The sequence below is a fragment of the Gilliamella sp. LMG 34362 genome, from assembly GCF_984569125.1.
The window spans coordinates 2,447,132-2,466,563 of sequence record NZ_OZ474902.1 but is presented as its reverse complement, the minus strand read 5'-3'; the positions used below and the strand labels follow the sequence as shown (position 1 = coordinate 2,466,563).

Annotated in this window: 15 protein-coding genes and 1 pseudogene; 9 read left to right on the top strand and 7 right to left on the bottom strand. The window is 34.6% G+C overall.

Going from position 1 to position 19,432, the window contains the following annotated elements; translation table 11 throughout:
• Positions 1–10: 10 nt before the first annotated feature.
• The 5 genes from apaH to pcnB all read right to left on the bottom strand — a co-directional run bounded on the left by apaH (position 11) and on the right by pcnB (position 6,758).
• A complete protein-coding gene (gene apaH, locus AC5LWZ_RS11250; RefSeq protein WP_493463717.1) occupies positions 11–826 on the bottom strand; it encodes a bis(5'-nucleosyl)-tetraphosphatase (symmetrical) ApaH in 816 nt (271 codons plus the stop codon).
• Between the two features lie 4 nt (positions 827–830).
• Entirely contained in the window at positions 831–1,628 is a 798-nt protein-coding gene (gene rsmA / locus AC5LWZ_RS11245; RefSeq protein ID WP_493463716.1) for a 16S rRNA (adenine(1518)-N(6)/adenine(1519)-N(6))-dimethyltransferase RsmA, read from the bottom strand.
• Positions 1,621–2,934, bottom strand: coding sequence for a peptidylprolyl isomerase SurA (gene surA, locus AC5LWZ_RS11240; protein WP_493463715.1), 1,314 nt, complete (start codon positions 2,932–2,934; stop codon positions 1,621–1,623). The genes rsmA and surA overlap by 8 nt, the downstream gene beginning before the upstream one ends.
• 60 nt (positions 2,935–2,994) lie before the next feature.
• The gene (lptD, locus tag AC5LWZ_RS11235; RefSeq protein WP_493463714.1) at positions 2,995–5,382 is read right to left on the bottom strand and encodes an LPS assembly protein LptD; all 2,388 of its coding nucleotides are present in this window, start codon (positions 5,380–5,382) and stop codon (positions 2,995–2,997) included.
• 74 nt (positions 5,383–5,456) lie between these two features.
• Complete coding sequence (pcnB, locus tag AC5LWZ_RS11230; RefSeq protein WP_493463713.1) at positions 5,457–6,758, bottom strand: polynucleotide adenylyltransferase PcnB; 1,302 nt, start codon at positions 6,756–6,758, stop codon at positions 5,457–5,459.
• Positions 6,759–7,178: 420 nt separating this feature from the next.
• Here pcnB and oxyR point away from each other — a divergent pair, with 420 nt between their 5' ends.
• The 4 genes and pseudogenes from oxyR to AC5LWZ_RS11210 all read left to right on the top strand — a co-directional run bounded on the left by oxyR (position 7,179) and on the right by AC5LWZ_RS11210 (position 9,893).
• Positions 7,179–8,105, top strand: a complete 927-nt coding sequence (gene oxyR / locus AC5LWZ_RS11225) for a DNA-binding transcriptional regulator OxyR (RefSeq protein WP_198220981.1) — start codon at positions 7,179–7,181, stop codon at positions 8,103–8,105.
• A 33-nt stretch (positions 8,106–8,138) separates the two neighbouring features.
• Positions 8,139–8,783, top strand: coding sequence for an HTH-type transcriptional repressor FabR (fabR, locus tag AC5LWZ_RS11220; protein WP_493463712.1), 645 nt, complete (start codon positions 8,139–8,141; stop codon positions 8,781–8,783).
• A 99-nt stretch (positions 8,784–8,882) separates the two neighbouring features.
• Positions 8,883–9,341, top strand: a pseudogene (locus tag AC5LWZ_RS11215) (alpha/beta hydrolase family protein); the annotation flags it as partial.
• Between the two features lie 126 nt (positions 9,342–9,467).
• Positions 9,468–9,893 (top strand): alpha/beta hydrolase family protein, encoded by a 426-nt coding sequence (locus AC5LWZ_RS11210; protein ID WP_086363398.1) that lies wholly within the window; start codon positions 9,468–9,470, stop codon positions 9,891–9,893.
• A 48-nt stretch (positions 9,894–9,941) separates the two neighbouring features.
• Here AC5LWZ_RS11210 and pntB read toward each other — a convergent pair whose 3' ends face one another.
• Both pntB and pntA read right to left on the bottom strand, forming a co-directional pair.
• The gene (gene pntB, locus AC5LWZ_RS11205) at positions 9,942–11,330 is read right to left on the bottom strand and encodes a Re/Si-specific NAD(P)(+) transhydrogenase subunit beta (protein ID WP_065650792.1); all 1,389 of its coding nucleotides are present in this window, start codon (positions 11,328–11,330) and stop codon (positions 9,942–9,944) included.
• A 15-nt stretch (positions 11,331–11,345) separates the two neighbouring features.
• On the bottom strand, positions 11,346–12,878 hold the full coding sequence (gene pntA, locus AC5LWZ_RS11200) for a Re/Si-specific NAD(P)(+) transhydrogenase subunit alpha (RefSeq protein WP_198247361.1): 1,533 nt from the start codon (positions 12,876–12,878) through the stop codon (positions 11,346–11,348).
• 363 nt (positions 12,879–13,241) lie between these two features.
• Here pntA and rbsK point away from each other — a divergent pair, with 363 nt between their 5' ends.
• From rbsK to mukE, 5 genes are all read left to right on the top strand, one after another.
• Complete coding sequence (gene rbsK, locus AC5LWZ_RS11195) at positions 13,242–14,435, top strand: ribokinase (protein ID WP_198220977.1); 1,194 nt, start codon at positions 13,242–13,244, stop codon at positions 14,433–14,435.
• Between the two features lie 24 nt (positions 14,436–14,459).
• A complete protein-coding gene (gene uriH / locus AC5LWZ_RS11190; protein WP_370527995.1) occupies positions 14,460–15,413 on the top strand; it encodes a uridine-preferring nucleoside hydrolase UriH in 954 nt (317 codons plus the stop codon).
• Positions 15,410–16,798, top strand: coding sequence for a uridine transporter UriT (uriT, locus tag AC5LWZ_RS11185; protein ID WP_493463711.1), 1,389 nt, complete (start codon positions 15,410–15,412; stop codon positions 16,796–16,798). The genes uriH and uriT overlap by 4 nt, the downstream gene beginning before the upstream one ends.
• Positions 16,799–17,332: 534 nt before the next feature.
• On the top strand, positions 17,333–18,655 hold the full coding sequence (gene mukF / locus AC5LWZ_RS11180; RefSeq protein WP_086353907.1) for a chromosome partition protein MukF: 1,323 nt from the start codon (positions 17,333–17,335) through the stop codon (positions 18,653–18,655).
• A 43-nt stretch (positions 18,656–18,698) separates the two neighbouring features.
• The gene (mukE, locus tag AC5LWZ_RS11175; protein WP_493464208.1) at positions 18,699–19,430 is read left to right on the top strand and encodes a chromosome partition protein MukE; all 732 of its coding nucleotides are present in this window, start codon (positions 18,699–18,701) and stop codon (positions 19,428–19,430) included.
• The last annotated feature ends 2 nt before the right edge of the window (positions 19,431–19,432 follow it).

Sequence of the window (19,432 nt, the reverse complement as noted above, 5' to 3'; positions counted from 1 at the left end):
TTTTTCTAATTTAATTGGTTTCTATATTTCTCTTTTTGAAGTATTTTTTGTCTTCAAATCGTAAACAAGTTAATTTGCCACCCCAACAACATCCTGTATCAAGCGCGTAAATATTCTCAGGAGTCCCTTTTCCATTCAGTGCTGCCCAATGACCAAAAGCTATACTATAATCTGAGGAGATTTTTCTTGGCAGAGCAAACCACGGTTTAAGCTTTGAGGGAGCTTGATCTGGTTGGTTTTTGTAATAAAAATCGAGTCGGCCATCTTCGTAGCAATAACGCATTCGCGTTAATGCATTGGCAATATATCGTAATCGATCTAATCCTTGTAGATCTATTGACCATTCATCGGGAAAATTACCATACATTTTGTCAAGGAAAAGGGGATAGGAATCACTGCTTAAAATGACATTTAGATCATGGGCACATTTTTTTAATGTTTCCATATCCCATTGTGGTGATATTCCAGCATGAGTCATAATGAGTTTTAGTTTTTCATCTATTTGGACTAGTGGTTGTTTACGTAACCAGTTCATTAATTCATCAAAATCATCTGCATGAATTAATTCATCAAGGTTATCCTTCTTTTTAGGAGGGGTAACATTGGCATAGATTGATAACAGATGTAAATCATGATTACCTAACACTAATCTAATTTGTTCGCTATTTTGTTTAACAAATCTAATAACTTCCAGTGATTTAGGCCCCCTAGCAACTAAATCACCAGTTAACCATAACGTATCCGATGACGAAAAACCTGCTTTTTCAAGTAAACGCATAAATTCATCATAACAACCATGAATATCACCAATTATTAGATTTGCCATAAGATTATTTCCAAGCGTTTGCCAATAGACAATATTGTTTTACCGTCAAATTTTCCGCCCGTAAATTAGGGTCAATATCTAATTCAAACATTTGTTCTGCCGTAAATAAATTACCTAAGCTATTGCGTATGGTTTTACGTCTTTGATTAAATGCTTCTGTAGTAATACGTGAAAGTATTTTGACGTCATTAACTAAATAAGGTCTTTGCTTATAAGGTATTAGTTTCACTACAGCGGAATCAACTTTAGGGGCTGGTTTAAAAGAAGTTGGTGGCACTTCTAAAACAGGGATAATTTGGCAGTAATATTGTGCCATCACACTTAAACGGCCATAATCTTTACTATTTGGCGCTGCAACTAGACGAGTAACGACCTCTTTTTGTAACATAAAATGCATATCAGCAATAATTGGCGCGTATTCAAATAAATGAAACATTAAGGGCGTCGAAATATTGTAAGGTAAGTTACCAAATACTCTTAATTGCTGACCTAATTGCTCGAATAATAGATTAAAATCAAATGTTAATGCATCTTGTTCAATCACACTAATTTTATTTTGTAAAAAAGGATTTTCGACCAATCGACTAGCTAAATCCCTATCAATTTCTATCACAGTTAGATGATCAACATGTTTACTTATCGGTATAGTCAATGCAGCAAGTCCTGGGCCAATTTCAACTAAAGCTTGCCCTTGTTTAGGTTGGATCGCGGCAACAATACTTTCAATAATATAATCATCATGTAGAAAGTTTTGACCAAATCGTTTGCGAGCAAAATGCCCTTGATGAACACGACTACTCATTCTTTCCTTCACCTGTAATTTTAATATAAGCATCACCTTTTAGTTCTTGGATCCAAACTTGTGCTTCTTCGGCAAATTTTCGGTTAAAAATAAGTCGGTAAGCTTGGTCTTTCTTGACCATATTGGTGCCGTCAGTCTGTCTAGTATCAATTAGTTGAATTAAATGCCAACCGTAAGATGATCTTATTGGTTGACTGATTTCACCTTTTTTCAATTGTAATAATGCACTTTTAAAACCATTATCATAAACTTCCGGTCTATTCCAGCCTAAATTACCGCCATTGTCTTTCGAACCGGTGTCTTCAGAATTCGCTTTTGCCGCCGCCGTGAATGTAGTTGCTCCACTAGTAATGGCTTTACGGATATCAGTTAATTTTTGTTTAGCAACTTGATCAGTAACTAATACGTTAGTTTTAATTAATATATGTCGAGCATTCACTTCTTGAAGAGTGATTTTTTTCGGTGCTTCAGAACGAGTATCATCAACTTTTATTATATGAATTCCAACACCTGAACGGATAGGCCCTATTACACTACCTTTTGCTGCACGAATCAGACGTTCTTCAAAAATAGTCGGTAATTCATTGAGTTTTCGCCATCCCATAGAACCACCTTTTAATGCTAGGTCATCATTAGAATATGAAGTGGCTAATTTAGCAAAATTTTCCCCTTTTTTAGCTCGATTAATAATGTCCATGGCTTTATTTGTGGCACTGTCAACTTGTTGTTTAGATGCTTTTTCTGGAATAGAAATTAAAATATGACTAATTTTGACATCAATATTGTTGGTGGGTTGATTAGTCATTGTCTTGGTTAATTGTTCTACTTCTCGAGGTGAAACTTTGATTCTCGGTCTAACCTCATGCATACGAGCTTGCTCAATCAACATATCATTATGAATGCGTTCTCGATAAGTACTGTAGCTAATTCCCATTGCTGATAATTTACTTCGTAGTTGATCGATTGTCATGCCATTTTCAGCCGCAATACTATCAATCGCGCCAGTTACTTCATCCTCACTAATGTTTATTTTAGCTTTAGCAGCTTTTTGTAAAATTAAATTTTCAACTATTAAACGATCTATAATTTGCTTTCGGAGCACTTTGTCACTAGGTAAAGTTCTCGGATCGGCACTTGCTTTAATAGTTTTTAACATATCATTAACATCACTTTCTAAAATGACATTATTATTAACAACCGCAGCAACTTGCTCTATAACTTTTGGAGCTGCATGAGCAGAAATTGGCGTAAATAGTGCTACATTAATACTTAAGTTTAATGCGATAAAAAGTTTTAATAATTTCATATTTATTTAACTCATTATTGTTGTGATATTAATTTTATCACTATAAATTTATTAGTTAGTTTATTCAAATGTTGATGTGTAAGGTAATTTACCAAAATCTAACATTTGGGCTTTGCTATCTCGAGTATTTCCTAAACCTTGTAATTCAAAGTTAATCGAAAATTTATTTTTGTATTTGCTCACATGGGTTGTGTCATCCCAATCGGTTAGTTTTCGGCCATATTGCATTGTTACACCCCAGCAACAATCACTATAATGTAAACCAATAAAGCTATCTGCAATTTGGTTAAGCTTAGTATCATAATAATATGAACCGACAGCACTCACTGTATCTGATAATGGCCAACTAGCCATAATACCAGCTTGAGATAAATCTTGTTTATAGCGTTTATCTCTATCTGATGAATCTTTATATCTGTCATCTACACTAGCAATATAATTATGATTGGCATATCGATAAGATAATTGCATTAATTTATCACCAGTAGGTCTGTATTCGAAGGTCGCGTTGGCTAAAGCAATGGTATCAATACGGGTATCATATTGAATTCCACTACGAAAAATAACATCATCACTGATACGCCAAAAATTATCTGTTGCCCATGTAATACTACCTGTATCTGAATTTTTATCTAATTCATTATTATTCTCGCTGGTTTTAGATTTGGTGAAATAAGTAATTTGACCAAGAGATAAATTGAATTTTTCAATTTTATTACCATTATAAAAACGTGTTGTTACACCTGTAGCAAGTTTGTTAGTAGATGCTATACGATCTAGGCCACTATAGGATAGATCCCTAAATAAGCCAACATAATCAGCCTGTAAATAACTCGAGTCATAGTTATTGATATTGGATTGATTACGATATGGAATATAAGTATATTTAATACGTGGTTCAAGTGTTTGTGTATAACCATTCATAAAATCAACATTACGCTCGAAAATAATTCTACCATCTAGACTAAATTTAGGCATAAAACGATTTACATTACTATCTAATTTTTTATCTGAATTTTTATTTATCCTATTATATCTTTTAAGATTTTGTTGTTTGTAATGAGTCGCCATAAAGCCTGTTTCTGTTACTAACGACGCCCACGAATTAGTTACAGTATAATTAAGTGTAGGTTCAATATGAGCTCGCCATGCATTAGGTTCGTTTTTTGCTGAGTTTATAAAATGGGAAAACTGAGAAAATGTTTTGAATTTTAGTAAGCCTAGATCGTAATTATAATAGTTAATATCCAATCGTGGCTGGGTTTGGTAAAGGTTATTATGATGAAATGGTTGAAAATGTCTGTAACCTAAAGCTACATCCCAATTCTCATTATTATAAGCTAATTTATAAAACTGCGTTAAATATCCATCTGTTTGAGAAGCATATTTAGAACTAAGATCAGTTAAATATTGATTATCACTAACTCGTGTAACATCAGTAAATAAGCGCCAATTATAGTTTATTAATTCGTCATTTTTCCAATGGAATAACCATCGATTATTATTATCATCATAATTATTACCATTTAATAATGTTTTTCTATCTTCTCGGTATTTTTTATCATGTTGTAACCAGTCGAACGCGATAGTTCCTAAGCCTAATTGATTTAAATAGCGAAATTCGGTTTGTAATTGTACGCCACGATGTTGTAAAACTCTTGGTGTTAATGTGGCATCATAATTTGGTGCGATATTCCAATAAAAAGGTAAAGCAAAATCAATACCATCGATACTGTCATAACCAAAAGTTGGCATTAATAAACCTGAACGTCTTTTATTGCCGGTTGGTAATTGTAAATAAGGTGAATATAAAACGGGGACTTTACCGATGCTAAATACTGCATTCCAGGCTTCGAGTAATTGTTCTTCGTTATCATGAATTACTGTAGTACCTTTAATATTCCATGTACCATCATCTACCGGACAAGAAGTAAAACTACCATTTTTTAGAATTATATAGCGATTTTTTTCCAATTTCATTTCATCAGCTTTACCTCGTCCAAGCCGATCAACTAAATGATATTCACTAGGATTCATATTGGAATCATTATTATTGAGATTTATTGCCGCATGATGACCTTTCATTTTTATCAAATTATCTTGATAAGTGATGTTTCCATCCAATATTGCCATACGGTTATTTGCATCTTTAGAATCAATAGTTACTTTATCAGCTAAAACAGTGCGATTACCCTGTTCAACATACACGTCGCCACTATAGATAGCTAAATTAGGATAAATCGCTTCAAATTCATCAGATTCTGCGTTAACCGGTAATGTATTTATATCACCGTTTACTATTGGGCGATCAAATTTTGGTACATTAATAAGACACTGAGAATTGCTCGTTTCGTTTTTAGGTATGCCAATTGCATAGCTAGTACTATCATAATTATACAAAGAAAATGAAACAGCTATAGCAATAAGAGAGAGTGATAATTTTTTCATCAATGATTAGAGTGTAATTATGATTATTTTAATTAAAACATTATAGCGGTTATTTGTAAAAGTGCGAATGAAAATTAACGTTTAATACGTCGTTTATTGCTTTTACCAAGTTGTTTAACCATAGATATTTTTCTTTCGGTGGATACATGTTGAAATTCATCCCACCATTTGGCTAAATCTAACAATTCACCTTTTTCAATAGATGATCGCATTTCTAGTAAATCATAAGCGGCACGAAATTTTGGGTGTTCCAAAATAGCAAAGGCGCGTTTCCCCTCACGCTTTCTTATTCTTAATTGTAAACGCCAAATGTCACTCATTACATTTGTTAATCGTTTGGGTATAGCGATAATTCGGCATTGTTCGCTTAATACATCATTAATGGCCATAGAAAAAGAATCATAATACTGTAAACCGCTTTCAATACTGTTAATCTGAGTCTGTTCTATAATTGGATACCAAAAAAACGCAGCGTATAAAAAAGCTGGATTGACACGTTGCTTGTTTTCTATTCGATAATCAGTGTTTTTTAATACGTTAGCAATAATCTTTTCCAGATTACCATTATTATTTTGTACAAATAAGCGTTCAATTACTGGAAAAAGTTGTTCAAATAATTGGTACTGTTTTAATAAAATATAAGTATTGTAACCATGACCAGATTGCAATAATTTTAAAGATTCATCAAAAAGTCGTGCTGATGGAATATTATTTAATAATGGCGCAAGTGTTTTTATGGGATCTGCCGTTGCTTGATCAATTTTCATGTTAAGTTTCGCCGCGAAACGAATTGTTCTTAACATTCTAACTGGATCTTCACGATACCTTGTTTGCGGATCACCAATTAATCGAATAATGCCATTTTTTAAATCATTTAATCCGCCACAATAATCACGGATAGTAAAGTCTTTCACATTATAGTAAAGGGCATTCATCGTGAAGTCACGGCGAATAGCATCTTGTTCAATCGTACCGTATACATTGTCACGTAATAGCATGCCAGATTGTGAACGTTTAGATATATTGGTCTGTTCACTTTGGCCATCATGATCACCACGAAAAGTGGCGACTTCAATTATCTCTTTACCGAACATAATATGGGCGAGGCGAAAACGTCTTCCAATTAATCGACAATTACGAAATACTTTTTGAATTTGTTCAGGAGTAGCATTTGTGGCAATATCAAAGTCTTTAGGTTTTTTACCTAAGAGAAGATCTCTAATACATCCACCAACTAAATAAGCTTCATATCCTTGTTTATTTAAGCGATAAAGAACTTTTAAGGCATTTTCGCTTATATTTTTACGAGAAATATTATGTTCATTACGAGAAATGGAGACATAGTGCGATTTTTGCCGTTCTTCATGCTGAAACATTTTACGATAAAAGCGAGAAACTTGTTTAAAAATAGCACACCTCAAATTAATAATAGTCTATATAGCAATCTAGCGCGCGATTATATCGCAATTACGGTTAACTTTCCATTTTTCTTAATATGCTATGGTAAGTAGAGTAAAAGGATATAGTTTATAATCATCAAAGATTCTATTTGATTTTTTAAACATAATTATCAACAATAGTAGTTTATATAGTACAATTAATTAAATTAGCCTATTAAGCATCAAGAGGTTATGCACAACAACAGATTTTATCTGTATTTGAATGACTAATTAATTTTACTGAATTTGATACTCTTATTTTATAAATGATTTTTATACAAAAAATAGTAGTATTTTATATCTATTTATTAGATTTCTGAGTATATAACCATTAACTGATAATTTTTTGGGGACACTATGAATATTCGTGATTTGGAATATTTTGTATCGTTAGCTGAATTTCGGCACTTTCGTAAAGCAGCAGATGCTTGTAATGTTAGTCAACCAACATTAAGTGGTCAAATCAGAAAACTTGAAGACGAATTAGGTGTAATGTTACTTGAGCGAACTAGTCGCAAAGTGTTATTTACCCAAACCGGTATGATGCTTGTTGAGCAAGCTAAAGAAATTTTACGTAATATACAAATTTTAAAAGAGATGGCTAGTCGTCAAGGCGAAGAGATGTCTGGTCCGATGCATATAGGTTTGATTCCTACTATTGCCCCTTATTTATTACCACATGTAATTACGGTATTACATGAATCTTTTCCTCAATTAGAACTTTATTTGCATGAAGCTCAAACAGCAAATATTGTTGCTCAACTTGAGAGTGGAAAACTGGATTGTGCGATTATTGCTCAAGTGAAAGAAACGGCACAATTTATTGAATTACCGTTATTTAATGAACCAATGTTTTTAGCGGTTCCTGCAAATGACGAATTAGCCACTAAACAAACAGTTAAACTTTCTAATTTAAAAGGGCAAAAATTTTTAATGTTAGAAGATGGTCACTGTTTGCGTGAACACGCAATGGGATATTGTTTTCAAGTCGGAATCGATGAAGACAAACAATTTAAAGCAACAAGTTTAGAAACATTGCGTAGTATGATATCTGCTGGACGAGGTATTACCTTATTTCCAGAGTTGGCAGCACCGAATGAGCGTACTCGCGATAATATTTGTTATATTCCTTGTAGTGATCCTATACCGACGCGAAGTATTGCTTTGATTTATCGACCAGGTTCTCCACTAAGAGCTCGTTATGAAACTATAGCTAAAACTATTCGCGATCATATGCCAAAAGTATTTGCAGAAAAAGAGCGATTATTAGGGCAAACAAACTGATAACTTATATTTTTATCATGCTGAATTTTGAAAATGAAAAACATTAAAGCCGGTGGTATCAGAGCGCAGCAAAAGGAAAGAACTCGTCGAAGTTTAATTGATGCTGCGTTTAATCAACTTAATGCTGAACAGGGTTTTGCAAGTTTAAGTTTGCGTGAGGTTGCTCGTGAAGCTGGTATTGCCGCCACCTCATTTTATCGACATTTTCGTGATATGGATGAATTAGGTTTAGCGATGGTTGATGAAAGCGGTTTAACGCTTCGCCAATTGTTAAGACAAGCTCGAAAACGTATCGAAAAAGGTGGCAGTGTGCTTCGGACTTCTGTAACCACTTTTATTGAATTTATAGATAAAAACCCTAAAGTATTTCTATTATTGCTGCGTGAAAAAGCCGGAACATCTTCTGATTTTCGATCGGCGATTGCACGTGAAATTCAGCATTTTATCGTCGAGCTTGTTGACTATTTAGATAATGCTAATCAAATGCCACATCATTACAATGAAGCTCAAGCAGAAGCGATGGTTACCATTGCTTTTAATGCTGGTGCTGAAGCGCTTGACTTTGATAGTATTCAGCGTCAAAAATTAATAGAAGATCTTATTTTTCAACTTCGAATGGTTTCTCGAGGAGCCTATTACCTTTATCATAAAGAACAAGTAAAACTTGAAAATTATTGATCATTTCTTTCATTGTATATTTATACCCAAATTATAATTTAGATTTCAATTATAATAAAAAGAACCTTGTTAAGGATAATGTATGGTTAGGTTACTTTTCTGTGTAATTTATTTATTTTACTTTTTCCTCTTATTTCCAACGCATCAGAATATATTGGTTTCAAGCGAATTCATTATGATATACAAGATGGAAGACCATTAGATATTGCTGTTTGGTATGCAACTAATAATAAGCAAAATTTAATAACTATAGCTGATAATGCTATTTTTTTTGGTTCTGAAGTTATTGCTGATGCAAGACCGGAAATAAAGAGCACTCAATCTCCATTAATTTTACTTTCACATGGTTATGGTGGCAGTTGGCAAAATTTAAGCTGGCTTGCACATGAATTAGCTGCAAAAGGATATATTGTTGCAGCTCCTAATCATCCAGGAACAACCATATTTGATAAGAATACTGAGCAGTCAGCTAAACTATGGTTACGTCCGCAGGATTTAAGCAAAACTATTGATGCTCTGGCTGAAGATCAAATACTCACAAATATTATTAATTTTAATCAGATTGCCGCTATAGGCCATTCGTTAGGTGGTTGGTCAGTAATTGCACTTTCTGGCGCTAGATTTAATACTGACACTTTCAATGAGGATTGTAAAAAGTATTCATATTTAAAAGGTTGTCATTTGATGTCAGAACTTGGTTTGGCCAATCCAGAACTGAATAAGAGTATGTTAGACCCTAGGATTAAGGCATTCATATCTCTAGATGCTGGTTTGACAAGAGGATTCACCGTAGATAGCTTAGAAAAAATTAAAATTCCTGCTCTTATTATTGGTGCTGGAGTTGATATAGGTGATACAGATGCCAAACTTGAATCAGGTTATGTACAAGAATTTCTACCAAAATCGTCCTCCAATTATATTATTATTCCAGATGCAATGCATTTCAGTTTTATTCAAATTTGTAAATCCAATGCATTAGATATCTTAAATCAAGAGAAACAAGATGAAAGTATTATTTGTAAAGATGGTGGTTATCGTGCGAGAGGGGAGATACATCGTGAAGTTACCGATCTCATTATTGGTTTTTTATCTAAAACATTCAAAAAATAAAAATTGTCATTAAAAAAACTGCGACTTAAGTCGCAGTTTTTTACATTATTATAAATTTTGTAATACTTTTTCAACACTATCTTTAGCATCACCAAATAACATGTAGCTATTTTCTTTAAAGAATAGTGGGTTTTGCACGCCAGCATAGCCGGTATTCATAGAACGTTTTGAAATAATGACAGTTTTTGCTTTCCAAACTTCTAGAACTGGCATTCCTGCAATAGGGCTATTAGGATCTTCTTCTGCCGCTGGGTTAACTGTATCGTTAGCACCAATTACCCAAACAACATCTGTATCAGGGAAGTCATCATTAATTTCATCCATTTCTAATACAATATCATAAGGGACTTTTGCTTCAGCTAATAATACGTTCATATGGCCAGGTAAACGTCCTGCAACTGGGTGAATACCAAAGCGAACTTCTATACCCATACCACGAAGTTTTTCAGTAATGTTACTTACTGCACCTTGAGCCTGAGCAACGGCCATACCGTAACCAGGTACGATTATTACTGAGCGAGCTTCTTTTAAGGTTTGCGCAACTTCTGCTGGTTGCATTTCACGGTATTCACCTTGTTCTTCTTCTGAAGAGCTTGATGAACTGCCATCACTACCAAAACCACCGGCAATTACGCTGATAAATGAACGATTCATTGCTTTACACATAATGTAAGAAAGAATTGCACCAGAAGAACCCACTAACGCACCAGTTACAATTAGAAGATCGTTTTGTAACATAAAACCTGCCGCCGCTGCCGCCCAACCAGAATAGGAATTAAGCATTGAGATAACAACAGGCATATCCGCACCACCAATTGATGCTACAAGGTGGAAACCAAACACTAATGCAATAATTGTCATGATAAGTAAACAAACTAATGCACCTGCGCCAGTTTGTACATTAATAAATATAAACATCAAGATAACTGATACAACTATTGCAGCTAGATTTAGGTAGTGTTTATATGGGAGAGATAATGGTTTTGAACTAATTTTACCATTTAACTTTCCAAATGCTACAATTGATCCAGAGAAGGTAACTGCACCGATAAATACACCTACAAAAATTTCAACTAAATGAATTGTTACTTCATTCGGTGCAACCATGTGCGGATCTAAGAAACTATTTATACCAACAAGAACGGCCGCCATACCAACAAAACTATGGAGAAGTGCAACTAGTTCTGGCATTTGGGTCATTTCTACTTTTTTAGCTAGATAAAGACCGATAGCGGCACCAATAACCATAGCAATAATGATCCAGTGCAGTCCACCTTTGATACTAGCAACAGCAGCAATAAGTGCTATTGCCATACCAATCATGCCATAAATGTTTCCAGATTTAGCTGATTCTTGATTTGATAGGCCTCGTAAACTAAAGATAAACAGTAATGCAGCAATAACATAAGCTGCTTGAATGATTCCATGACTTAACATTATCAATAATCTCCTTTACTTGCCACGTTGGAACATTTTTAGCATTCTTTGGGTAACAAAGAATCCACCAAAAATATTGATACTAGCAATCAAAATAGCAACGAAGGCAATCGCCGTAGTTAAGCCATTATCATCACCGACTTGCAATATTGCACCGACTAATATAATACCCGATATTGCATTAGTAACTGACATTAACGGTGTATGTAATGAATGAGTTACATTCCATACTACGTAATAACCAACTACACATGATAATGCAAATACGGTAAAGTGACCTAAAAAGCTTTCAGGTACTGAGTTTGCTAACCAGAAATAGGCAATAATAAATAAAGCTAAAATGCCATATTTTTTGGTTGGTGACATTGGTTTAGGTTCAGGTTTAGCCACAGGCTCAACCGCTTTTTTCTGTGGTTGGGCTGAAACTTGAATAGGTGGAGCAGGCCAAGTTATTTCTTTATCTTTAACTACAGTTACACCACGAATCACTACATCATCAAAGTTGATATCAATGTTGCCATCTTTTTCTTTGGCAAGTAGTTTTAATAAATTAACAATGTTAGTGCCATATAATTGTGATGCTTGTGCTGGCATACGGTTCGCTAAATCAGTATAACCAACAATTTTAACATTATTATCAGTTTCGAATACTTCACCTGGTTTAGTTAATTCACAGTTACCGCCAGTTAAGGCTGCTAAATCAACAATAACACTGCCTGGTTTCATCGATTCAACCATCTCTTTGGAGATAAGTTTTGGTGCAGGTTTACCTGGAATTAATGCTGTAGTAATAATGATGTCAACATCTTTCGCTTGTTCAGCAAATAATGCCATTTCTGCTTCAATAAATGCAGCAGACATTTGTTTAGCATAGCCATCACCGGAACCAGCTTCTTCTTCGAAATCTAATTCTAAGAAGTCAGCACCCATACTATTAATTTGTTCTGCAACTTCAGGTCGGGTATCGAATGCACGAACAATAGCACCTAAGCTAACTGCCGCACCAATTGCAGCAAGGCCCGCTACACCCGCACCAATTACCAACACTTTTGCTGGTGGTACTTTACCTGCTGCTGTTACTTGTCCAGTAAAGAAACGACCGAACTGGTTTGCTGCTTCAATAACTGAACGGTAACCAGCAATGTTCGACATTGAACTTAATGCATCAAGTGATTGAGCTCGTGAAATACGAGGTACACAATCCATCGCCATTACAGTGATATTTTTAGTTGCAAGTTTTTCTAAAAGATCTTTATGTTGAGCAGGATAAATATAGCTGATAAGCGTTAATCCCTCTTTCATTAGAGCGATTTCTTCATCAGTTGGCGCATGAAATTTTAAAATAAGATCATTTTGCCAAATATCCTTTGTACTTTGAATAGTGGCTCCAGCATCAATAAAAGCTTGGTCTTCGAAATGAGCAGCATGCCCAGCACCTTGTTCTACTGAAACTGTAAATCCTAGTTTTAACAGTTGTCCAACGGTTTGAGGTGTTGCTGCAACTCTAGCTTCATTGGCTAACCGTTCTTTTGGTATACCGATATGCATTGCGTTACATCCTTATGTTAAGAAAGATTATTCATGTTTTGCGATTTTAGCATAAATTAGCGACAGTGCGAGTAAGGAATTAATTTTTTATTATCAAAATTAGATTATTATTTTTTATGATAACTTGATATAGCGTTATGAGTTATAGCAAAAGTATAGTTGTTTTGCTGATAGTTATTACTAATAGATGTGACAATAATAAAATGAATAATTTTCATTAAATTTTACTATTTTTAAAGCAGTCGAGTCCAACCTATCTTACTTCCGTTTGCTTCTGTTTTATCTCATAAGTTATGATTATTATCACTCTTTTAATGATTTAATCCAGCTATACTTTGATTTAATCATCAAGAGGTTTACTTTATGTTCTTAGAAGAAAGACAAAAAGCTATCTTAGCTTATTTAGATAAACATGAAAGAGGTAGTGTTCAATATTTTTCGGAAATATTTGAAGTATCTAAAGAGACTATTAGAAAAGATCTTTCTACGCTGGCGAAACAATTATTAGTTATTCGTTGTCACGGTGGTGCCATGATAAAAAGGCACAGACTAGTAAGCAATGTTACTGATAAAGAGTGTATTACCTCATTAATGACGAGATATAAAAAACAGAAATTTAAAAAAATAGGAGACAGAATGAACGGTAATGTTTGTATTTTAGGTTCATTTAATGTTGATATTGTTGCGCAAGTAGCAAGATTTCCAAAAGGTGGTGAGTCAATTCTGGCGCAAAAAAGTATGATTGGTCCAGGTGGAAAAGGTGCTAATCAAGCGCTTGCTGCAAGTCATGCCGATGCAAAAGTTCATTTTGTCGCAAAAGTGGGAACTGACCAATTTAGTCAATTTGCTCATGATCATCTTTCTTCATCGAAAATTAACTCATTTACTTTGTATCAATCAGATAAAGAACCTACTGGCAATGCTGTCATTTATGTTTCTGAGGAGAATGGCGAGAATATGATTGCCATCTATCCTGGTGCAAATTTAACAATTACTAATAAAGAAATTGTAATGTTAGAAAGTTATCTTAAACAATCTGATATTCTATTAGTTCAACTTGAAAATAATATTGATGCTGTTTTAAATGCAATGAAATTAGCTAAAGCAATGGGGGTTAAAGTGGTGTTAAACCCGGCGCCTTATTCTAAAGATATTCAGCAGTTATTGTCTTATATCGATATTGTTACTCCGAATGAAACTGAGGCAAGTTTAATGTCAGGAGTTGAAGTTAATGATTTCGATAGTGCTAAGCTTGCAGCAGAAAAAATCTATTCATTAGGGATTCAAACAGTCATTATTACTTTAGGTAGTAAAGGTTCTCTTATCTATGATGGAAAACATCATCAACATATTAAGCCTTTTTTAGCTGTTCCTGTTGATACAACTGGTGCTGGTGATGCTTTTAATGGCGCTTTTTGTGCTTCATTGGCTAAAGGAGAAAACCTTTATCAAGCAGCAGTTTATGCTTCAGCTTTTGCATCTTTAGCCGTTGAGCGTGAAGGTGCATCAAATATGCCATCGCATCAAAATGTGCTTAAACGAATGGCAAATATATAAATTTACTTGAGGAACCGATTTATGATGAATCAGCCAAAAAAAATTATCCTTGATTGCGATCCCGGTCATGATGATGCTATCGCACTTTTATTAGCTCATGGTAATCCAAATATTGAATTGCTAGCGGTAACTACGGTTGTTGGTAACCAAACATTAGAAAAAGTAACTCGAAATGCATTATCTGTTGCACGTATCGCTAATATTACAAATGTACCTTTTGCTGCAGGAGCGGTAAGACCTTTAATTAGAAATGTAGAAGTGGCACCTGATATTCATGGTGACTCTGGACTTGATGGCCCCGTTTTACCGGAACCGGCAATTCAATTAGATAAAAGGCATGCTATTGATTTAATCATTGATACCATTATGTCACATCCCCCTAAAACAGTTACATTGGTTCCAACAGGCGGTTTAACTAATATTGCAATGGCGGTACGTAAAGAGCCGAAAATTGTTGAACGAGTAAAAGAAGTTGTTTTGATGGGTGGTGGGTATCATGTTGGTAACTGGAGCGCAGTCGCAGAGTTTAATATCAAGATAGATCCAGAAGCTGCTCACATAGTATTTAATGAAAAATGGCCTGTTACTATGGTTGGATTAGATCTTACCCATCAAGCATTAGCTACACCAGAAGTAATTGAAAAAATATCTGCAATAAAAACAAAACCAGCTAAATTTGTTTTGGAAATGCTGGAATTCTTCGGAAAAATGTATAAACAAGCTCAAGGTTTTACTTATCCGCCAGTGCATGACCCTTGCGCTGTTGCTTATGTTATAAATCCTGAATTAATAAAAACTAAACGAGTGCCAGTTGATATTGAATTGACAGGTACATTAACTTTAGGAATGACCGTGGCTGATTTTCGTTTTCCTCCTGATGATAGTTGTCATACTCAGGTTGCAACTGAACTTGATCATACTGGTTTTTGGGATTTAATTGTTGACTCCCTAGAACGAATAGGTGAGGTTAATCTATGATTGAAAAAAGTAAAGATAAATCCAGTGTATTTACATTGATGATGGCTTTGCTTGCTGCATGTGTTGCTTTCCAACTTAATGCTAGTATGTTAAGCCCTGTATTAGTAACCATAGCAAAAGAGTTAGGAACGAATGATGCTGCTGTTGGGCTATCGCAAACCTCATTTTTCACAGCAGCAGCTCTATTTTCATTATTTTTACCACGATTAAGTGATATAAAAGGGCGAAAAAAAGTCTTAACAGCTATGTTATTAGTCATGACATTAGGTACAGTTTTAGCTGCTGTTGCACAAAATATTGAAGTGTTATATGCCGCGCGGATTATTCAAGGTGTCTCTGGACCTGTCGTACCTCTATGCTTGTTAATGTTAAGTTTTGAAGTAAAAGATGTTAAACAATATGGTATGTTAATGGGAATAATAACAGCAGTAAATGGTGGTATTGCTGGTGTTGATGCGATAGCTGGTGGTCTACTTGCAACTCATTTCGGTTTTCGTTCTGTATTTTGGGTTATAGCTATAGTGGCTGCAATTTCCACTTTATTTGTTCACCGTTTTGCCTCCGAATCCAAACCATCGGCAGGCACTAAAATGGATTGGTTAGGTGTTTTGCTAATTGTCTTAACCATAGCTGCGCTATTACTCGCGCTTAATGAAGCGGGTAAACTGGGTAATGCAAATTGGTTGATTGTGGTAGCATTAACACTGTTTGCTATCTTATGTTTTATTCTATTTTGGCATGTAGAAAAAAGAAATAAACAACCACTTGTTACCACCAATCATTTGAAACAACGTGCTACATGGGCTTTATTATTAACAACAACTTTAACCATGACAGGTATTTTCGCCATTGTTAATGGTTTGGTCATGTCAATTGCTCAAAATCATGAGATTGGCTTTGGATTAGAAGCGGATTGGGCTTCACTCATTTTTCTTACTCCTTATGCTTTAATTGGTTGGTTTGTGGGACCATTTTCCGGAAGGTTGGCACCAACAATGGGTTATAACAATGTGTTAAAATTAGGTCTTGTGGGCTGTGTTATTGGCATTTTAGTTATTATGTTTTATGGCATTCATTCTCTACCTATTTTATCGGTAGGGGTTATTGTGCTAGGTATTTTCTACGCAGGCATGGCCAATATTATCTTAAATGGCTTAGGTGTTGTTTTATCTCCTAGCGAAAACCCAGGTTTTCTACCAGGAATGAATGCTGGTGCATTTAATTTAGGCGCAGGCTTAAGTTTTGCTTTATTACCAGCAATTCAGATGATGAATGGTAGTTCAATTGATGGTTATTTTAATGGCATGTTACTTGGATTAGCGATTACGGTATTAGCTCTAATTTGTAGTTTTCTTATACCTCGTCCAATTAATGCTGAAGTTTAATCAGATGATTAATAATAAACGGGATAATAATCCCGTTTTTTAAATATAAATTAATCTTGTGTCGCTAGTTGGTTATTTTTACTAGCAAGTCAATTTCAACCCAATAACATTTGGCCTTTGATTGGGTTTAATAGTTACTTGCCCTTTATCATTGGATATCTCTGTTTTATCTAAATTATTAACTACATCAATAGTGACAGGAGTACTGGTCAGCGGTTTACCCTCTTTATTTGCAGTAATTGATAAGTTGTCACTGCGCTTCAATTTTGTTGGATTTATAGAAAGCACCAGTTGTAGGTTAATATTCTATTATTTTTGTATCTATAGAAGCCAATTTGATTAAGGTAATAAAAGTAATTTGAGAAAATGGAATATAGTATATTACATCTAATAATAAATCCTAAACTCAGCTATTTTTAACTACTACAATTTGTTATATAATCGATAAAATTTTGTCCATAACACAATATATTGTGTTTCTCATATTATTTTAAGATGTCAGGCTTTCTGAACATCCTTAATTAAGGAATCACTATGATGGATTTTTCCCAATCAGTGCCAGAACTGGTCTCTTGGGCAAAAAAAAATGATTTTTCGATTGCTTTGCCTGTTGAGCGATTAGCCTTTTTGTTGGCAATAGCTGTATTAAACAGTGAACGCTTTGATGGTGAAATGACTGAATCTGAATTAATTGATGGTTTTCGACATGTTTCACACATTTTTGAGCAAAGTGAAGATACTATTACTGTCCGTGCTAATAATGCGATTAATGATTTAGTACGCCAGCGTTTAATCACACGTTTTGCTAGCGAAATGACCGATGGTTATTCTATTTATCGATTGACACCTTTGGGAATTGGTATATCTGATTACTATATTCGTCAACGAGAATTCTCGACTTTACGTTTATCAATTCAGCTTTCAATTGTTGCACAAGAATTAAAACGTGCCGCAGATGCTGCTCTTGAAGGTGGTGATGATTTACATTGGCATCGTAATGTTTTCGCACCTTTAAAATATTCAGTAGCTGAGATCTTTGATAGTATTGATATCACTCAGCGAGTGATGGATGAACAACAAGCTGATGTAAAACAAAATATTTCTGCATTATTAAGTCAAGATTGGCAGGCGGCAATTAGTAGCTGTGAGGGCTTACTGACAGAAACATCGCAAACCTTACGTGAATTACAAGATACATTAGCAGCGGCTGGCGATAAGTTACAAGCTAGTTTGCTTTTAATACAAGATGCGACTTTGGATAATCCTGAGTTAGATAAAATTAATAATGTAGTTATTGATTTACAAGGTAAATTAGACCGAATCATCGGTTGGGGACAAAAAGCAATAGACCTATGGATAGGTTATGATAGGCACGTTCATAAATTTATTCGTACTGCAATTGATTTAGATAAGAATCGAGTTTTTTCTCAACGATTACGCAAATCGATCCAAAGCTATTTTGATTCACCATGGTCACTTACTTTTGCGAATGCTGAACGTTTACTGGATATGCGTGACGAAGAGTTGGCATTACATGAAGCTGAAGTGACAGGTGAGTTACCTTCTGAACTCGAATTTGAAATGATTGAAGAAATTCAAGAGCATATAGTTGCACATATTGAACAAAATCTATTGATCTTTAAACAAGAAAATAAACCACTTGATATGAGTATTGCTATTCATAGTTATTTAGCACAGTTCCCACGAGAACAGCATTTTGATATTGCAAGATTGTTTATTGATCAGGCTATTCGATTAGGTATTGCCGAAAGTGATTTACTTGGTATTCCTGCCGAATGGAAACCTATTAACGATTATGGAGCTAAGGTACAAGCACATGTCATCAACAGATACTAAAGATATAGAAATGGAACAAACTGCTCATCATCTCGATGAAGTCATGGGACGTATTGCTGCAAGTTCTCAAGCGTCTATAGATAAATATATGCCAGTGAAATTGGCTCAAGCTATTGCCAATCCAATTTTTCCTGAACTAGATAGTTTATTACGCTCAGGCCGCCATATTGGTATTGATGAACTGGATAATCATGCATTTTTGATGGATTTTCAATTTGAACTTGAACAGTTTTATCAACGTTATAATGTTGAGCTTATTCGTGCACCAGAAGGCTTTTTTTATCTTCGTCCTCGTTCAACCACTTTAATTCCCCGTTCAGTTCTTTCTGAATTAGACATGTTAGTGGGTAAAGTATTGTGCTATCTCTATTTAAGCCCAGAACGATTAGCGCATGAAGGTATTTTCACTTTGCAAGAACTTTTTGATGAACTGGTTTCCTTAGCGGATGAAAGTAAATTGTTGAAATTAGTTAATCAACGTTCAACGGGATCTGACTTAGATCGTCAAAAACTATTTGATAAAGTAAAAACCGCATTAAATCGCTTACGTCGACTAGGCATGATCTTCTTTATTGTAGGTAACGATAGTAGTCGATTTCGTATAAATGAATCTATTTTCCGCTTTGGTGCTGATGTTCGCAGTAGTGATGATGCGCAAGAAGCGCAATTACGCTTAATTCGAGATGGTGAAGCGATTAAAATAGAATCATCACTTATTTTGGATGATGATAATAGAGAAGAACAAGATGAAGATGTTAATGAGGAGATTGAATAATG

Excerpts from the sequence above, each read along its gene's own strand:
- pntB (WP_065650792.1), bottom strand. The coding sequence starts at position 11,330 with ATGTTAAGTCATGGAATCATTCAAGCAGCTTATGTTATTGCTGCATTA.
- surA (WP_493463715.1), bottom strand. The coding sequence starts at position 2,934 with ATGAAATTATTAAAACTTTTTATCGCATTAAACTTAAGTATTAATGTA.
- uriH (WP_370527995.1), top strand. The coding sequence starts at position 14,460 with ATGAATCAGCCAAAAAAAATTATCCTTGATTGCGATCCCGGTCATGAT.
- pcnB (WP_493463713.1), bottom strand. The coding sequence starts at position 6,758 with ATGTTTCAGCATGAAGAACGGCAAAAATCGCACTATGTCTCCATTTCT.
- oxyR (WP_198220981.1), top strand. The coding sequence starts at position 7,179 with ATGAATATTCGTGATTTGGAATATTTTGTATCGTTAGCTGAATTTCGG.
- pntA (WP_198247361.1), bottom strand. The coding sequence starts at position 12,878 with ATGCATATCGGTATACCAAAAGAACGGTTAGCCAATGAAGCTAGAGTT.
- apaH (WP_493463717.1), bottom strand. The coding sequence starts at position 826 with ATGGCAAATCTAATAATTGGTGATATTCATGGTTGTTATGATGAATTT.
- AC5LWZ_RS11210 (WP_086363398.1), top strand. The coding sequence starts at position 9,468 with ATGTCAGAACTTGGTTTGGCCAATCCAGAACTGAATAAGAGTATGTTA.
- mukE (WP_493464208.1), top strand. The coding sequence starts at position 18,699 with ATGGGACGTATTGCTGCAAGTTCTCAAGCGTCTATAGATAAATATATG.
- fabR (WP_493463712.1), top strand. The coding sequence starts at position 8,139 with ATGAAAAACATTAAAGCCGGTGGTATCAGAGCGCAGCAAAAGGAAAGA.
- lptD (WP_493463714.1), bottom strand. The coding sequence starts at position 5,382 with ATGAAAAAATTATCACTCTCTCTTATTGCTATAGCTGTTTCATTTTCT.
- rbsK (WP_198220977.1), top strand. The coding sequence starts at position 13,242 with ATGTTCTTAGAAGAAAGACAAAAAGCTATCTTAGCTTATTTAGATAAA.
- uriT (WP_493463711.1), top strand. The coding sequence starts at position 15,410 with ATGATTGAAAAAAGTAAAGATAAATCCAGTGTATTTACATTGATGATG.
- rsmA (WP_493463716.1), bottom strand. The coding sequence starts at position 1,628 with ATGAGTAGTCGTGTTCATCAAGGGCATTTTGCTCGCAAACGATTTGGT.
- mukF (WP_086353907.1), top strand. The coding sequence starts at position 17,333 with ATGATGGATTTTTCCCAATCAGTGCCAGAACTGGTCTCTTGGGCAAAA.